14 protein-coding genes and 1 pseudogene are annotated in these 15,243 nt (G+C 38.0%); 2 read left to right on the forward strand and 13 right to left on the reverse strand.

Translation table 11 applies throughout. The annotated features are described in order from the left end of the window. Positions 1–2: 2 nt before the first annotated feature. Positions 3–2,309 carry an ABC transporter permease gene (locus tag CHI06_RS15205; RefSeq protein ID WP_095249473.1) on the reverse strand — a complete coding sequence of 769 codons (2,307 nt, stop codon included), beginning with the start codon at positions 2,307–2,309 and terminating at the stop codon, positions 3–5. Between the two features lie 377 nt (positions 2,310–2,686). Between CHI06_RS15205 and CHI06_RS15210 the strand changes: the two genes are divergently transcribed. Then, the gene (locus tag CHI06_RS15210; RefSeq protein WP_179292636.1) at positions 2,687–3,622 is read left to right on the forward strand and encodes an FkbM family methyltransferase; all 936 of its coding nucleotides are present in this window, start codon (positions 2,687–2,689) and stop codon (positions 3,620–3,622) included. A 252-nt stretch (positions 3,623–3,874) separates the two neighbouring features. Here CHI06_RS15210 and CHI06_RS15215 read toward each other — a convergent pair whose 3' ends face one another. From CHI06_RS15215 to CHI06_RS15260, 10 genes and pseudogenes are all read right to left on the reverse strand, one after another. Then, a complete protein-coding gene (locus CHI06_RS15215) occupies positions 3,875–4,216 on the reverse strand; it encodes an IDEAL domain-containing protein (protein WP_095249477.1) in 342 nt (113 codons plus the stop codon). A gap of 136 nt (positions 4,217–4,352) precedes the next feature. Further along, positions 4,353–4,766 (reverse strand): RrF2 family transcriptional regulator, encoded by a 414-nt coding sequence (locus tag CHI06_RS15220; RefSeq protein ID WP_095249479.1) that lies wholly within the window; start codon positions 4,764–4,766, stop codon positions 4,353–4,355. Positions 4,767–5,022: 256 nt separating this feature from the next. Continuing rightward, on the reverse strand, positions 5,023–5,418 hold the full coding sequence (spxA, locus tag CHI06_RS15225) for a transcriptional regulator SpxA (RefSeq protein WP_095249480.1): 396 nt from the start codon (positions 5,416–5,418) through the stop codon (positions 5,023–5,025). A gap of 293 nt (positions 5,419–5,711) precedes the next feature. Next, on the reverse strand, positions 5,712–6,374 hold the full coding sequence (locus CHI06_RS15230; protein ID WP_095249481.1) for an HAD family hydrolase: 663 nt from the start codon (positions 6,372–6,374) through the stop codon (positions 5,712–5,714). Between the two features lie 282 nt (positions 6,375–6,656). After that, the gene (locus tag CHI06_RS15235; protein ID WP_095249482.1) at positions 6,657–6,740 is read right to left on the reverse strand and encodes a YjcZ family sporulation protein; all 84 of its coding nucleotides are present in this window, start codon (positions 6,738–6,740) and stop codon (positions 6,657–6,659) included. Positions 6,741–7,036: 296 nt separating this feature from the next. After that, a pseudogene (locus CHI06_RS15240) lies at positions 7,037–7,699 on the reverse strand (nitroreductase family protein). Between the two features lie 343 nt (positions 7,700–8,042). After that, entirely contained in the window at positions 8,043–9,017 is a 975-nt protein-coding gene (locus tag CHI06_RS15245) for an NAD(P)H-dependent flavin oxidoreductase (RefSeq protein ID WP_095249483.1), read from the reverse strand. Between the two features lie 193 nt (positions 9,018–9,210). Continuing rightward, complete coding sequence (gene nadR / locus CHI06_RS15250; protein WP_095249484.1) at positions 9,211–10,230, reverse strand: multifunctional transcriptional regulator/nicotinamide-nucleotide adenylyltransferase/ribosylnicotinamide kinase NadR; 1,020 nt, start codon at positions 10,228–10,230, stop codon at positions 9,211–9,213. After that, positions 10,231–10,926, reverse strand: a complete 696-nt coding sequence (gene pnuC / locus CHI06_RS15255; RefSeq protein ID WP_095249485.1) for a nicotinamide riboside transporter PnuC — start codon at positions 10,924–10,926, stop codon at positions 10,231–10,233. Positions 10,927–10,955: 29 nt separating this feature from the next. Continuing rightward, positions 10,956–11,720 carry an NUDIX domain-containing protein gene (locus tag CHI06_RS15260; RefSeq protein WP_095249486.1) on the reverse strand — a complete coding sequence of 255 codons (765 nt, stop codon included), beginning with the start codon at positions 11,718–11,720 and terminating at the stop codon, positions 10,956–10,958. A 181-nt stretch (positions 11,721–11,901) separates the two neighbouring features. On the opposite strand from CHI06_RS15260, the gene CHI06_RS15265 reads away from it, so the two are divergent. Continuing rightward, on the forward strand, positions 11,902–12,033 hold the full coding sequence (locus tag CHI06_RS15265) for a YjcZ family sporulation protein (protein WP_095249487.1): 132 nt from the start codon (positions 11,902–11,904) through the stop codon (positions 12,031–12,033). Between the two features lie 140 nt (positions 12,034–12,173). Here CHI06_RS15265 and CHI06_RS15270 read toward each other — a convergent pair whose 3' ends face one another. Together CHI06_RS15270 and CHI06_RS15275 are read right to left on the reverse strand one after the other, a co-directional pair. Further along, positions 12,174–14,174: an acetoacetate--CoA ligase gene (locus CHI06_RS15270; RefSeq protein WP_257009316.1), complete on the reverse strand. Its 2,001-nt coding sequence runs from the start codon at positions 14,172–14,174 to the stop codon at positions 12,174–12,176. A 99-nt stretch (positions 14,175–14,273) separates the two neighbouring features. After that, positions 14,274–15,077 (reverse strand): enoyl-CoA hydratase/isomerase family protein, encoded by an 804-nt coding sequence (locus tag CHI06_RS15275; protein WP_095249489.1) that lies wholly within the window; start codon positions 15,075–15,077, stop codon positions 14,274–14,276. Positions 15,078–15,243: the final 166 nt, after the last annotated feature.

Below are 15,243 nucleotides of genomic sequence, written 5' to 3' on the forward strand. Positions count from 1 at the left end.
GCCTACTCCTTTATATTTTCGGAAATTTTTATTTGTCCCGCGCTCGATGTGCCAATCATCATTGCGATAAGTACCGTGAATATCATCATCAGCGGACTAAGCATATATGCCGTAAGTGGACTGACTGTAAAATTAAACGTTGACGCTCCAAACGAAGAGATAAGTGCGCCCGCAAGGACTTCACCGAGAGTGTTCGCGAGAAGCGTACCGAGAATAATTCCGACAATCAGTACGAAAATCGAACGAGAAACATACTGCGCCTTAATATCCGAGTTTGTAAAACCGAGCGCCTTCATTACGGCAATGGAATATCTGTCCTTTGCAACAAGCATTTTCATGAACAACAGTGTAATCATTAGCGTAATAACTAGCGCAACCGCAACTGCGGCGTAGGAAGCCATTTCGACGGAACTTATGGTCGAGCCGAGGGTCTGAGAAACAAATTCATCAATGTCTGAAGTCTTTGCAAAATCAAAGTTGTTCGAATATCCTGAAACCTTACTGTCGACAAGAGATTTATCCGAAAGTTCAACACAGACGATGGTCCACATGACATTCGCCGAATTGTCGGTGAATACAGCCTTTGCGGTTTTGCCGCCGTTTGTAACGTCGGAGTATATTCCGGTTACCGTGAGATCTTTCTCCTTCCCTTCAATCACCAGCGTAATGACATCGCCGACCTTTTTGCTCATCTCACCAGCGTTTATTGTCGAAAGCGCGATTTCGTCATCACGAGCAGGTGCTCTGCCCTCAGAATACTCTATAGGAAATGCCAAATGGTCACCGAGTTCAACTTTTATATTTTCCTCTGACCCGTTTCTCGTTTTTACTTTGAAAGTCTTTGTTGTCAGAACAGTATACTTTGAAACGTCACTGTCGCTGTCTATCGTCTTCACAATTTCATTGGTTTTTTCAGATACATTGGTCTGAATGCGCAGATCGTAGTTTCCAATCCCCATATATTGAATGAAGCTTTTTGAGGAAATCGTGTTGTAGAGGTTCTGGGGAACTATCATTATAAATGCCGAAATCACCAAGACCACAAGCATTGTGGCGTATAATTTTTTTCTAGCGAGAACATCCTTAATTCCGAGAAAAATATTCGTGCTAAACAGTTTGTTGCTACTTAAGGAAAAACGCTTAGTGCCAGCTTTCTTTTCCTGAGAAGTACCAAAGCGTATAGCTTCCGCAGCAGATATTTTCCGAAAGCGTTTCAAAACAAAGTTTACAAAAGCAACAATTGCAAGAAATACAAGCAGTATGCCAATGATTCCTAAAACTAGGGCAAAAGAAGAATTTTCGCTTTCGCCCATATAAAGACGTATATTTTCAAGTAGCATGCCTTGGAACCTAAGCGAAAGAATAAATCCAAGAATACTCCCTGCCGCCGCTAAGCTAGCGTATTTCGCAAGATAAATCTTCTTTATGTCGGAAAGACGAAGCCCTATTGCTTTCATAACACCAATTTCACGGTAGTCGTCTTCGATTTTCGCAAGGAGCGTAAAACGTATACACATAAAAGTGATGGCAACGACAAGTATGCTTACAAGAAGGATAACCGCAATCATCATCCCGTCTGAAATGGCGTTCATCGTTTTGAAAAGCGTATATGTAACCGTTGGTCCGTTCGCTTCAAGCCCTGCCGAAGCATAAGCTGTTTCAAATTCGCCAATCACCGAGAAATCCTTCAATCTAAACTCAATCAGATACTCGATACTTCCAAGGTCTTTAATTTCCGCGAAATCATTGTTGCTTACCAGAAATCGCTTTGACGCGGAGAGCGAGGAATTCATGGTCGAATCACGGAGAAATCCCGCAACGGTAAATTCCTTCCCGCTTATTACGGCATTGTCACCGACCTTTGTCGTGTTGTCCTTCATATAGGTTACTGGAACATAAAGCTCGCCGTCGGATACGTTGATGATGTTGCCGTTAAGATCAAGAAGATAATCGAATTTTTCGTTCTGTATGCTAAAGCCGTTATCTTGTACACTATCGCTGAGCGAATGATCGCCTAAAATAATCTGCGCGCCGTCCATGCCTAGAAACTCAACTACCTGATATTCTTCGACGTTGTTATTTTGCTCTGCAAAGGATTTAAGTCGCTCGGCATCAATATCACCGGAATGCATTTGCATAAAATGCGGAGTTTTCGCCTGTGTCATAAGCGTATCTAGCGCACCAGAAAGATTTACAACGAGTATCGCCGCAAGCGAAACAAGCATAGAGGCAGCAGCTACAAATATCATTGTTGTTAGCGTTATCGCTTTGCTCTTTAAAATGTCATTACGGATTATTCTGAAAAACATAACTCACCTCTGTTTTAAAGCTTTTTTATCCTTATTTAGAAATACAAAATTATTGGAGTCACACATACAAGCACTTCCGCGACCATGGATTTGAGCACACGAGCATTACCATCAACTATTGCCCTAAAATTTATACTTTTTCATTAATGTCCTCCTCGCTTTCATTTAGTAAGTCTCATTCATGTAACTATACAATTGAACTGAATTTCGCTTAACAGTCCTTCGCTCTATTTTCATCTAAGTCTTCAGGTTGAGTAAATATAAGGTTTGTATTTTATTTGTAAATTTATTGTTAATCTTTCTGAACTGTGAAGGAGTTTTTAATATAAACAGAAAATTCTATGAATGTAGTTATTTACATTTACAGGGGGAAAAAAATGAACACGATAGCATCAGCTGGAAAGACTTTCTTATTAAAAATGTGGGAAAATTATCCGAGGACGTGGAAGTTTTTAATTGATTTAGGGATTTTTCTAAAATACAAGACTTTGAATAATAGTAAAATTCCAAATGAAATTGTGCTGCCTTCCTTCAATACTATCTTTGTTGATTCAGAAGAAAATCGAGGCAGAGCATTGTTAATCAGCAATGGGATGACAAGTAAGCGTTTGACCAATTTTTGGATTAACGCTGTGAATGAATATTCACCAGATTTGGTTATCGATGTAGGTGTAAACTATGGAGAATGTATTTTCTCGACAAACTATCCTACCCACTCACAAATTTATGGAATCGAAGCAAATCGAGATTTGTTAAAGTATATTCATCAATCAAGAGAGGTTCATCGAAATAAAGTGCAAATTAAGATCTTTAATGTCTTTGCGGCAGATAAAGAAGAAGAAAAAACGTTCTATGTAGATAAACATTGGTCTGGTACATCTTCTGCTGCCTATCGTCCTACCCATGATATGATTGAACAAACAACCGTTAGATCTGTAACGATTGATTCGATAGTTGAAGAGGATGTTACGAACAAAAATATGTTGTTTAAAGTGGATGTTGAGGGGTATGAAGCATTTGTTTTAAGAGGAATGACAGAACTAATTCAGAAAAGTGCTTCTGCTTTAGGTTTTATCGAGTTTAATAGTGAGTATATGGAAAAATCAGGTGTAAATTTAAATGACTTTTTGCGGTTTTTACAACAACATTTTTCAGTATACATCTATATCAAAAATGAGCTAGTTAATGGAAGTCAATTAACTCTCTCCGATTTACATAAACTATTCGGGTCAAATTATATTCATACAGATATGATTTTAGTGAAGAATGTAATGAATCAAATAGATTTATTACAGCTTTCTTCAGCTTCATAGGGTTTAGAACGGGCATTGGGGTTTACGGATGGGTTAATTCGGCTATTTGTTCCCATCATAATAACAAAGTGCCTGGCACCAACCAATAATTGGACGGTTCCTGGCACTGTTTGTCAGTTAATTCTTTTCATGTTTTATTTACCTCAAAAATAAAGAAGTGGCGGGTCACCTGCCACTTCTAGTTCATAGATAATACTCTTTTATTTCAAACGGCACTAAGACTTGCTATCGTTCCTCAAATGGATTATCTTCTTATGCCTTAACTTCCTTTAAAAGCTGAGTCAATGAGTGCAATTTCGATGATAGTTCGTTAAACCATTCTTCATCCCCGGTTGATAACGCCAAGTCAATTAGGAAGAGGATTTGTTCCTTATTGGATACATTTGCAGCAGGTAGACGTTTAAGCTGGTTGGTTAATAATGCTATTGTTCTGCCAATTATGTCTTTGTTGTCACTTTTCACAATCGTGACCTTTGCTACTCCATCTAAATTGCTCAGCGATTCAATATAACCTATTATTAATTCCCCACTCAACAAACTTCCCTTTACCCAATCACCTATTTCTAACATGGGACAATGATTATTAGTCAACATTATTTTTCACCTGCTTGGAAAAGTATAGTATTACTCAAAAGTTGCTCTTTTCACGAATGACTTTTTTAAACTGTAATTTATTTTATTACATTTAAATTAAGAAGAAACGATTCACAAAAGTCCATCAAAATCTTCTTTATTGATTTTGATTGACAAGATCAACAATTTCTTTAATGGTATAGTCCTTTAAATATCCACCCAGATGATCTTCAGCACCTAAAAAAATGGTAAACAACACTCTTTGCATATTTGCTCCCACTATGCACTGTTCATTTGATTCAGGACATTTAGGCTGTAATGCACCTTCAGAGGTAATCTTATATATGTCCCAGAGGTTAACCTCACTAGGATCTAAAGCAAATATAAATCCGCCGCCTGTTCCTTCTTTTGATTTAATAAAACCATGTTTTTTTAATAAACTTAATACTTTCCGAATGCGAACTGGGTGGACACCGGCACTTTCTGAGATATATTCACTGGTTGACATCCGGTCTGGCTGTAGTGCAAGAAGAGTTAAACTGTGAATGGCAAGTGTAAAATCACTGTTCATGACCTGCCTCCTATACATTCATCATTTTTCTATTACCGCTAATATTAACTATTATATCATTTATTATACTGTAATGATAAACGTTACAGATTGGACGCACCGTAACTTCAATTTACCTGTTACTTACTTTTTGAAGTTAGTTTACCAGACACCTGACTAAGAGGCAATTTTTTAGATTATTAACACCTTTAGCTTGTTGCATAGTCCTTGGAAAATAAACGATCATTTTTTGTTTAGTCACCCCATTGTTTTCATATTAATTGGCCTCTTTTTGCGATTCGATGTTTACAAATGTACGAAGCCTACGTGGTAAAAACCTAGTTATTTCGTCCTCGTTATATCCAACCTGTAATCGTTTTTCATCTTGGATTATTGGACGGCGCAACATTTTGGGGTTGTTCATTATTAATTTATATAATTCATTAAGTGGAAGAGATTCAATATCTACATTCAATTCCTGAAAAACTTTTGAGTTAGTCGAAATAATCTCGTCCGTCCCTTCTTCTGTCAGGCGAAGAATCGATTTAATCTCATCGATCGTAAGGGGATCAGCTATTATGTTTCTTTCAATATAATCAATCTGATGTTCCTCAAACCACGCCTTTGCTTTTCGACAAGAACCACAGCTTGGTGTTGTAAATAGAGTTACCATGCCTTTACACACTCCCTTTTTATCATTTATCTCATTATCCTATGCTCAACACCATTTAAATGTAACAAAAAAAGTTACAGTTAAGGCAATAAAAACATGTTATTTTCAAATTGAACTTTTTATCTAGAAAGAACTAAACCAAACATCTATACTGTAATATTAATTTTTACAGTTAAATAAGTCAAATGTAATTTTATGGGTACAATAAATTAATTTTATCAGTGCACGTTGTTTTCAAACGAATATAGGGTCTAGCCAGCTTTCTAATAGGCTAGACCGCTTTTTCATTACCATTATTTTATTATTTCCCATTTCTTATGATTAGCTAATTCTAAAAGACGAGGTTCTGGGTTAACAGCAACTGGATTTCCTACTAATTCGAGTACATTTAAATCAGTGTAACTGTCCCCATATGCAAAGCTATTTTGCCAGTCAACTTTCTTGTTAGACAGATGGGCATTAATAAATTCCTTTTTCCGTTCTCCGTAAATATAGTTTATTGATGTCATCTTACTTAGTTTTTCATCGTGATACGGAATACTGCTCCCAATAATACAATCAAAGTTAACATTTTTTGTGACTGAGTTAAGGAGTGGCTCATAAGCTCCTGAGACAAGCATCGTGTAATACCCGTCCATTCTATGTTGTTCAAGTCTATGTAACATATGACCACTCAGGTTTTGACTCATGTTTCCTCCGAGTTGGAAAAAAAACTGCTCAATTTCTGCTTTTGGAGCAGAACCAAAAGCTGCTAGATAGGACCGCATCGAATACTCTTTCATTTTTTGTTCGGGGTAAAGTTTACATTTGTATGCTACGTAAATTGGTAAAATCCTATGGAAGAATTTCCGATACATCTGAAAATGAATAGGATGATTCTTCAAATGACCCATCAAAAGTGGAAAAGTCTCTTCAGGAAATAAAGTTCCATCAAAATCAAAAATTGCAACCTTCATATTATCAGCCTTTCCTTGTATTCTTTTTCAAAAATTCTAGGACTGTGTAATATCTTCTCACTTCCTAAACTTCCAAGCCTGCTATTCCGAAGCCCCCAAAATGCCATTACGATTCAATCTGCCTTTTTAAGCACTACTCTACTATACATGAAAAAGGTAGATAGGTTACATATATCCAGAAAAGAATAATCCCAATCAGTGAGTGCACTGTCTGGGTTTAAAAAGCCTTTTTTTATTAAGCTTTCCACCTCATAAATGCACCATGGTCAATACCCCATCAAATCAAAAAAAGATTCCCCCAATAATAACTAAAAGAATGAACAATATGACAATTATTACAAAAATTGATTTATATTCAGTACTCATTTCATAAGCTCCTCCTCTTTCCTTGAAGAATAATTCATCCTATGCAATAGCCCAATTATTGGTCACTAATCATTGCAAGATTTATATATTGAAAATTCCTCAATAATATTAGGTAGAATTGAAAATATCATTTAGCTAACAAAGATCATACTAGCAATATCACATGAAGAAGGTGCTTATTACTTGAATTCACGAAAACATAAACACAAATAACCCCGTTCTAAGAAAGAACGGGGTTAAAATAAAGTTTTTATTTTTTATATTCAATTCTTCTTTTCTTTTGCATTATGTCATGCTTATTCCGATGGCAATTCGTTAAAGAACGCTACATCCTCAATAGGAAGACGTGTAGTAGGATGTCCTTGTTTCATTGCTTTTCCGATAGCAATGAGCATGACCGGCACAAACTGCTCGGAAATTCCGAAAGCTTCAACGAACTTCGCTTTATCGTATCCTCCCATTGGAACAGTGTCGTACCCTTTGGATCGTGCGACAAGCATGAGTTGCATCGAGATTAGGCCACCATCCGTATATACAATTTGGCGAGCGACTTCAGGCTGCAAGTTTGAGTACATGCCGACTGTTCGTTCGATGAATGATTTAGCCGTATCAGCCGGCATATAGCCTGCTTCAACAGCCTGTCCATAAATTTTTTCGGCTTTCTTGTAGCTTTCCACATCGCCAATCACCGCAATAACAGCAGATGCTTCGACTACTTGTTGTTAGTTAAACGCGATTGGCAAAAGCTTTTTCTTCAACTCCGGTTTATCAATGACTAGAAAACGCCATGGCTGCAGGTTCGAAGACGAAGGAGCCAAAGTTGCCTGCTCCAGTATTTCAGTCATTTCTTCACGTGAGATCTGCACTGTTGGATCGTATGCACGAACAGAACGACGTTCACGAATAACATCTATAAACATTTTCTGTTCTAGCTTTTCTATAGTTTGAGAGTTTGACATAATAATTCCTCCTAGTAATGACATGATAGTTTAGTTCAACTCTACTATGAACATTTTAAGAATATCTAAAGGGTTATTACCCATCATAAAAAAAATAAAAAATGATACTTCTACCACTAATGTTTGTATCTTACTATGTTACCTTACTGAGATTGAATCCAAATGTCAAAAGTAATGCACTAGTAACTTATCCTCTATAAATAGACACGATGCCGTTTGTATATAAAGATCATTCTAAACTGAATGGATATTGAGTTGGTTTAATTGTTGGTTTACCCAGTTTTTATAAGCACAATAAAAAGTGCCAGGCACCAACCAAATTTGGTGGTACCTGGCACTTTTTTCAAGCAAAAACTTGGCTCGTTTTCATTACTCTCTCTCTTGCAGCAATATACTCTTGATGAAGCTTATCGACGTATTCCGCTGTACTCGTGACCTCATTTATTGCTCCAATTCCCTGACCGCTTCCCCAAATATCTTTCCATGCCTTTGCCTGCCCACTACCGCCAAAATTCATTTTCGATGGATCGCTTTCTGGAAGTGCATGAGGATCCAAACCTGCAGACCGGATGGATGGCGCAAGATAATTGCCATGTACACCAGTGAAAAGACTGCTATTTACAATATCATCTGAGGTACATTCCACAATCGCTTGCTTATATTCATTCGCTGCCCTCGCTTCGTGGGTTGCAATGAATGGCGAGCCAATATAGGCAAAATCTGCCCCAATCGCTTGCGCTGCAAGAATGGCATTTCCGTTTGCAATCGAACCCGACAAAGCTAACGGTCCACTAAACCATTGGCGAATTTCCTGAATCAATGCGAAAGGACTCTTATCACCCGCATGACCGCCAGCACCTGCAGCAACTGCAATCAAACCATCTGCTCCTTTATCAATAGCCTTGTGTGCGAACTTATTATTGATTATATCGTGGAACACAATACCTCCATAGCTGTGTGCAGCGACATTGATTTCTTCACGGGCACCAAGTGAGGTGATGATAATTGGAACTTTATACTTCACACATAGATCCATATCATGTTCAAGCCGGTCATTGGTCTTGTGGACAATTTGATTAATCGCAAATGGCGCAGCTGGACGCTCTGGATTTTGTGCATTATATGTTGCTAGCTCTTCTGTGATTTCCGCCAGCCATTCGTCAAGCTGCGATGCTGGCCTTGCATTTAATGCTGGCATCGAACCAACGATTCCAGCCTTACATTGCTCAATAACGAGCTTTGGATTACTAATTATAAAAAGTGGTGAACCAATAACAGGAATCCTCAAATTATTAAGGATTGACGGAAAGTTTGACATAGAATCTATTCCTCCATTCAAATTAAGATTATTTAGAAGATAGTTTACTAGTAGAATTATTTCTATTATACAGAAAAACTGTAATAATATGGTTATATTATTTCAAAAAAATCATTGCTGTTTGTTCTCAATAAAATAAGGGACTTCCAAGGAGTCCCTTTTTCAAAAGATAGATTTCAATACTTATTCCCTATTAAGTTATTAACTCGTTTATCAGTTTGATGGCACCATTAAGCCGATCGAGATAATCTCCATTCAAGATTTTATAATCGATGTTATGACTTTTTAATAAAGTCTTTAGCTGCTGATTATTTTTCACCCTTACCTCATCCTCTCCATGAACCCGGAGCCCGTCATTCACCCACTCCACATCGGGTTCAAGGTATAGCCAAAGATCGTAAACTTGACGTTTAGCGATTTCATCTAGTACGGTCTGATACTCATTATTGTAGAGGTTTGAGTAAAATTGGGTTACGATGGCTTCTGTATCAATAAATACTAGCTTATTAGCTTTTTCGATTGCCCTTATTTCTTCCATCTTATGGCCATAAGCAATTTTCTGGTAATCTTCTACTGAGATAATACCATCACACCCGCCTAATTCTTCACATACAATCCGACCGTATTCTTCTACATAGGTGGTATTATAGATTTTGGCGAGGTTTTTCGTTAGAGTTGATTTTCCACAGCTTTCTGTACCAACCACCACGACCTTCTTTACAAAATAGGGTTTCACCATGTCAGGAATGAACGACCAATGTCGAAAAACACCTTCTTTTCGTATCACCGTTGCGGAGATGTTCACATGTGTGCGGATAGGATCAATTAGAAAATGCTTTGCAGTTGGATACAGTTCCTCAAAGATGTGGTTATATTCAGTCTCAGAACTAAAAACATAATCTATCGGTTTTCCAATTGCCTTTTTGATTAATTGAGCTCCTTCATTCCAGTCGTAATCATCATTTCCTTGATAGTCTTCAATCGATACTACTTTTACATTTGGCATATCCTTTGTTAGCCTGGACAGCCAGCGTAAACGTATTTGAGCTGGAATGTACTCCATTTTAGTATCTCGACACAATTCTTTATCACGCTTTTCACTATGAGACAAAATTACGTAAAATTCATCCACGGTGGATGAAGCCTGAACAATGGCATACACATGGCCAAGATGCAGCGGTAGAAACTTGCCTCCAAAGAATCCAACACTCATTTAGACCACCTCCTGATTTTGTTTTACATAAAGTTTTCGCCAGTTGATGTAGCCATATAGGCTGTTTACGAGAAAGGCCGACCACATAACCAACATGGAAAAATCATTCCCGCCTTGAGTGAGTAAAGCACTTAGCCACAGGAAAATCGATAAAACATTTACTGAAATCCATAGGATCCATTGCTCCGCAAATCGTTTTAACATCAGAATTTGTGCCGCTATCGACAATACATTTGTTGCTGAATCCGTCCATACATTGTTGCCGCCTAGGTATTTCAAGAAGAACCCATAGCTGATTGTAAGGATTAAAATGGATACCACTGTATAGATCCAGCCTGTTTTTGTGAGTCTATTAACTTTGACATCTTCTCCTTTAACACCATGTTCTGTTTTGTTCTGTTTCCATAAATAGATCCCGATAAATTGTACCGGAAAGTAAAACAGCGTATTGAGCATGACTTCCCCATAAAGGCCATACCCATAGGCAATATACGCATAGGTTAACGTTTGAACAATCCCAAAATAATAATTGGAGATTTTCCCCTTTGCCACTAACACCACGCAGAGCATGCCGGTTATAGATGAAATCAGGCCGATAAGTGAGTCTGACCAAGCAAAATATAGATAAATGTTAACCAGTGTAAAGGTGAACAACCACCCTATTTCAAAACGTGTCCAATTCCTAAATATCCCCATTCGTTCTCTCCCCTTCACCCTTTTGTTTTTTACCCTTGTAGTTTGTTTCTGTACACAGAAACAATTGGTTGAAAGTCATTAAAACGGTAGAGCTGTGCGGGTGTTTTGGAATAGCTATTTGATTTCTTAGGTTTTCCATTTTCTGTTACTGCTTCTATAAAAGGCAGTGTTGGTGCTTTTCTGAAAAAGGCTGCATCTGTCGATATCGATGGATCATCCAAAACGGTCAATAAAACTCCTTGAAGCTCTGAAAGGACAAACTGTTCTGGAAGAAAATGCTTCGCAAGTGTTGTTAGCGCCATATCCTTTTTAATGAACCATATTGCATCCTCAATAATGATTCGGTGGTCAAAGGCAAGGTTAAGGACTAGAGCCTCTTCCATAGTAAACAGTTGTATATCTTGTGCGTCATAAGTTGTTTTACGATTCTTTAGGGCAGTTTCATTCGCTATCACATAATGAGCATTTGAAATAATCCATCCTCTTTTGTCTCGGCTGGGGGAATCATAGACGCCAAAATGCTTAATCCGCAGTCCTTCTACTCCTGTTTCTTCAACAAGTTTGCGTTCGGCCGCTTGAAAAGCTGTCTCGCTAGGACGAACAAATCCTCCCGGTAACGCCCACTTGCCTGCTTCTATATTTGGATTCCCTTCATGATCCTGTTCACTACGTTTGATCAGCATAATTTTCAATTTTTTTATCGGAGGTTTATACTCGCCATTACTCTCAGATGTGATGGTAAAGACAGCAATATCGCTGGTATAACCATCTGGTGTTGTAAAGTTTAGTTTCATTTTATTCACTCCTTTAATTAACAATTTGTTAATTGTTAATTAAAATATATTCTAAAATTTGTTTTTAGTCAAGAAATTTCTGGAAAAACCTAAAGCTACTCCCCTGTACAAAACTTTTGTATCAAAATATAGGCGAATGTCATAGTATGTATCCTTCCCAGAAAAAAGGAGGTTCTCGCAAATGAGTTCAGAATATGGAGTAGGTTTAAGTTTTCCTTTAATCGTTATATTGTTTATCCTGCTGGTCATTATTGGTGCAGCATTTTGGAATGGTGATGACGAGTGTTGCTACGGTGGGACTTATAGCGGCTGAAGACCGTAGGACAGCTGACTAAGATAGAACACACATGAAAAAACTGTGATTTCTTTTTTGTTTCATAAAAAATAGCCTAGAGGCAGGTCCCCTAGGCTATTGATATTCTTTTACTAAGTATTTTACTTACTATATTGCTATTAATTCACAGAGACATCCCCTGATTCTATCAATTTCTGAAACTCAATAAAATATTGTAACGATTGTGGATTTAGCAATGAATCTGAGTTAACAGCCTGATTTACAGGAATTCCCATTAAAATTTTCTTAATGGGCACCTCAATTTTTTTACCGTTCAATGTTTTAGGGAGTTCATTAACACTAATAATTTCATTTGGTACATGTCTAGGAGAACAGTTTTGTCGAATGGTTTTGTTAATATGCGATTTCAATTCCTCTGAAAATGGAGTACCCTCTTTTACAACGAGAAATAATGGCATGTAGGATTGCTCACTATTAATTGGTATATCGACAATCAAACTATCGTGCACTTCTGGTATACTTTCTAAAGCACTGTATATTTCACTCGTCCCCATCCGAATTCCGCCCCGATTAATGGTTGCATCTGAACGACCAAACATAACACCAGATCCTCTAGAGGTTATCTTAATAAAATCACCATGCCTCCAAATATCAGGGAAAACATCAAAATAACTATTTTTGTAACGTTCCCCATTTTCATCATTCCAAAAATAAATTGGCATGGATGGCATCGGTTTTGTAACCACAAGTTCCCCAATTTCATCCACTACTTCTTCTCCTGCATCATTAAAGGACTTAACAGCTACTCCTAAAGATCGAGCTTGTAGTTCACCAGAGTATACTGGCATTAACAGGCTTCCCCCTAGAAAACCAGAACAAATATCTGTTCCTCCGGTAGTAGAATAAAGCCAAATATCCTTCTTCACTTCTTGATAAACCCACTCAAACCCGCTTTCAGGCAATGGTGAACCTGTTGAGCCTATGCTTCTTAAGTGTGAGAGATTAAATTCTCTTGGTTTCACATTTGATTTCATATTGGCCACTATAAAGCTTGCACTTGTGCCCATCATGGTCATTTTGGTAGATTCCGCAAACCTCCACAGTGTTTCATCATTCGGATAGCTCGGATTCCCATCATATAATAGGACTGTCGCACCAGTTAGCATACTACTAACAACTATGTTCCACATCATCCAGCCTGTTGTCGTGTACCAAAAAAATCGATCTTCTCTTGTTAATTCCATCTGAAGTCCGTGAAATTTTATATGTTCAAGCAGGATTCCACCTTGACTTTGAACAATTCCCTTTGGTTTTCCTGTAGTTCCAGATGAATATAAGATCCAAAGCGGATGGTTAAATGGAACAGCTTCAAAGGTTAATGGGACATTACTATTTTGACTTATAACCTGATCCCAAAGTACGGAATTCTTCAAACCTGATAATTCAGGTTGATCTTGGAGGTTAGGAATAATAATTGTTTCTTCCAAAGTAGGTAATTCCGTTTGAATTCTTCCAACTAATTCAAGTCGGTCGTATTTCTTTCCTCCGTATTGGTAGCCATCTGATGCAAACATTACTTTTGGTTCGATTTGTTTAAACCTATCAATAACACTCTGGATGCCAAACTCCGGTGCACAGCTTGACCACACTGCACCAATACTGGCACATGCCAGAAATGCTGTTACTGTTTCATGAATATTAGGGGCATATGACACAACCCGGTCACCTGGCTTAACCCCTTTAGACTTTAAATAGCCTGTAATAGCAGCTGTATTCTTTTTAAGTTCAGCCCATGAAAGCTCCTGTTGTGGTCGTATTTCCGATTGATAAATGATAGCAGCTTTTTCTGGTGTTTCTTTCCTAAATATATGTTCTGCATAGTTTACTGTTGCACCAGAAAACCAATCGACATTTGGCATTTTGCCTTCAGATAATACTTCATGATAATCACTTTTGGCAATAATTTTATAATAATCCCAAATGGCAGACCAAAATCCCTCAAGGTCTGTAACGGACCATTCCCATAATTGATTGTACTGTTCAAACTTTAGCCCACGCGTTTCATCCAGCCATGTCATAAACTTCTTTATGTTTGATTTTTCTTGAATTTCACGTGAGGGTTCCCAGAGTAAATTTCCACTAACATTTGCGGTCTTCAATCTTATCCCCCCTATCAAAATCAATCCAAGCTTGTGTCTAGAATCGTGCATCTAACCTTGGATTTTCAAATCCTCCGTTTATCGATACTTGAAAATTAATTATTTTGAAGAAATGGTTTCTTTTAAAAAATCAGCTTCACGTTTTTCTAGAAAAGCGGAAATCCCTTCTTTTCCCTCCATGCTGCTTGCCCTCTCAGCAAGGACTAACGACTCCTTACTCATTTGGGACTCAAGTGTTTCTTGCAGCGAATGATAAAAAAGCTTTTTCGTTTCTCCATATGCTTTCATTGGTCCATTTGCAAGGTTCTCTGCTAACTCTAGGACAACTTCTAATAATTGCTCATCGGCAACAACATGGTTGATAATCCCCCACTCACTTGCCTCTTTTGCATCCAATGGACGATTTGTATACATTAACTCAAGTGCCCGTTTCATCCCAACAAGACGCGGTAAGAAATAACTTCCTGAACCATCCGGGGTTAATCCAATCTTGTTATACGCCATGACAAATTTGGAATGGTCAGAAGCATAAGCCAAATCACAGGCACATACGAGACTCATCCCGGCACCCGCTGCGACTCCATTCACCGCACCAATAAATGGTTTATTCATTCTAGTAAAATAGGAAATCGCTTGATGCAGATAGGCGGTAACACTTTTTAGATGAGAACTGATTTGTTCCCCTTTCTCAGCAAAGCTTCTTAAATCTCCACCGACTGAAAACTTATTTCCAGCACCTGTAATAACCACCGCTCTAATTTCTTCGCTCTCTGAACAAAATATTGCAAGGTCCATAAGTTCCTTTGCCATTTCTAAATGAATGGCATTTCCAGCTTCCGGACGGTTTAATTTAACAATTCCCACATGATTTTGGATTGTTAACTGAACAAATTTATTTTCCATATTTATACCTTCTTTCTTTTTTATTAGCTATGTTAATGGTAACTGTTGATTTTAGAACTCTGTTGATTTGTGCGGAAGGCGCGAGACTCCTGCAGGAAGACTGGGCAGGGGAGACCCCGCAGGCGCTTTAGCGCCGAGGAGGCTTCCCGAACCGCCTGCGGAAAGC

Source organism: Bacillus sp. 7884-1, assembly GCF_002272245.1.
GTDB lineage: Bacteria > Bacillota > Bacilli > Bacillales > Cytobacillaceae > Neobacillus.

What these genes read in the sequence shown, in the direction of transcription:
- CHI06_RS15205 (WP_095249473.1), bottom strand. Translation starts at nt 2,309, where the DNA reads ATGTTTTTCAGAATAATCCGTAATGACATTTTAAAGAGCAAAGCGATA.
- CHI06_RS15210 (WP_179292636.1), top strand. Translation starts at nt 2,687, where the DNA reads ATGAACACGATAGCATCAGCTGGAAAGACTTTCTTATTAAAAATGTGG.
- CHI06_RS15215 (WP_095249477.1), bottom strand. Translation starts at nt 4,216, where the DNA reads ATGTTGACTAATAATCATTGTCCCATGTTAGAAATAGGTGATTGGGTA.
- CHI06_RS15220 (WP_095249479.1), bottom strand. Translation starts at nt 4,766, where the DNA reads ATGAACAGTGATTTTACACTTGCCATTCACAGTTTAACTCTTCTTGCA.
- spxA (WP_095249480.1), bottom strand. Translation starts at nt 5,418, where the DNA reads ATGGTAACTCTATTTACAACACCAAGCTGTGGTTCTTGTCGAAAAGCA.
- CHI06_RS15230 (WP_095249481.1), bottom strand. Translation starts at nt 6,374, where the DNA reads ATGAAGGTTGCAATTTTTGATTTTGATGGAACTTTATTTCCTGAAGAG.
- CHI06_RS15235 (WP_095249482.1), bottom strand. Translation starts at nt 6,740, where the DNA reads ATGAGTACTGAATATAAATCAATTTTTGTAATAATTGTCATATTGTTC.
- CHI06_RS15245 (WP_095249483.1), bottom strand. Translation starts at nt 9,017, where the DNA reads ATGTCAAACTTTCCGTCAATCCTTAATAATTTGAGGATTCCTGTTATT.
- nadR (WP_095249484.1), bottom strand. Translation starts at nt 10,230, where the DNA reads ATGAGTGTTGGATTCTTTGGAGGCAAGTTTCTACCGCTGCATCTTGGC.
- pnuC (WP_095249485.1), bottom strand. Translation starts at nt 10,926, where the DNA reads ATGGGGATATTTAGGAATTGGACACGTTTTGAAATAGGGTGGTTGTTC.
- CHI06_RS15260 (WP_095249486.1), bottom strand. Translation starts at nt 11,720, where the DNA reads ATGAAACTAAACTTTACAACACCAGATGGTTATACCAGCGATATTGCT.
- CHI06_RS15265 (WP_095249487.1), top strand. Translation starts at nt 11,902, where the DNA reads ATGAGTTCAGAATATGGAGTAGGTTTAAGTTTTCCTTTAATCGTTATA.
- CHI06_RS15275 (WP_095249489.1), bottom strand. Translation starts at nt 15,077, where the DNA reads ATGGAAAATAAATTTGTTCAGTTAACAATCCAAAATCATGTGGGAATT.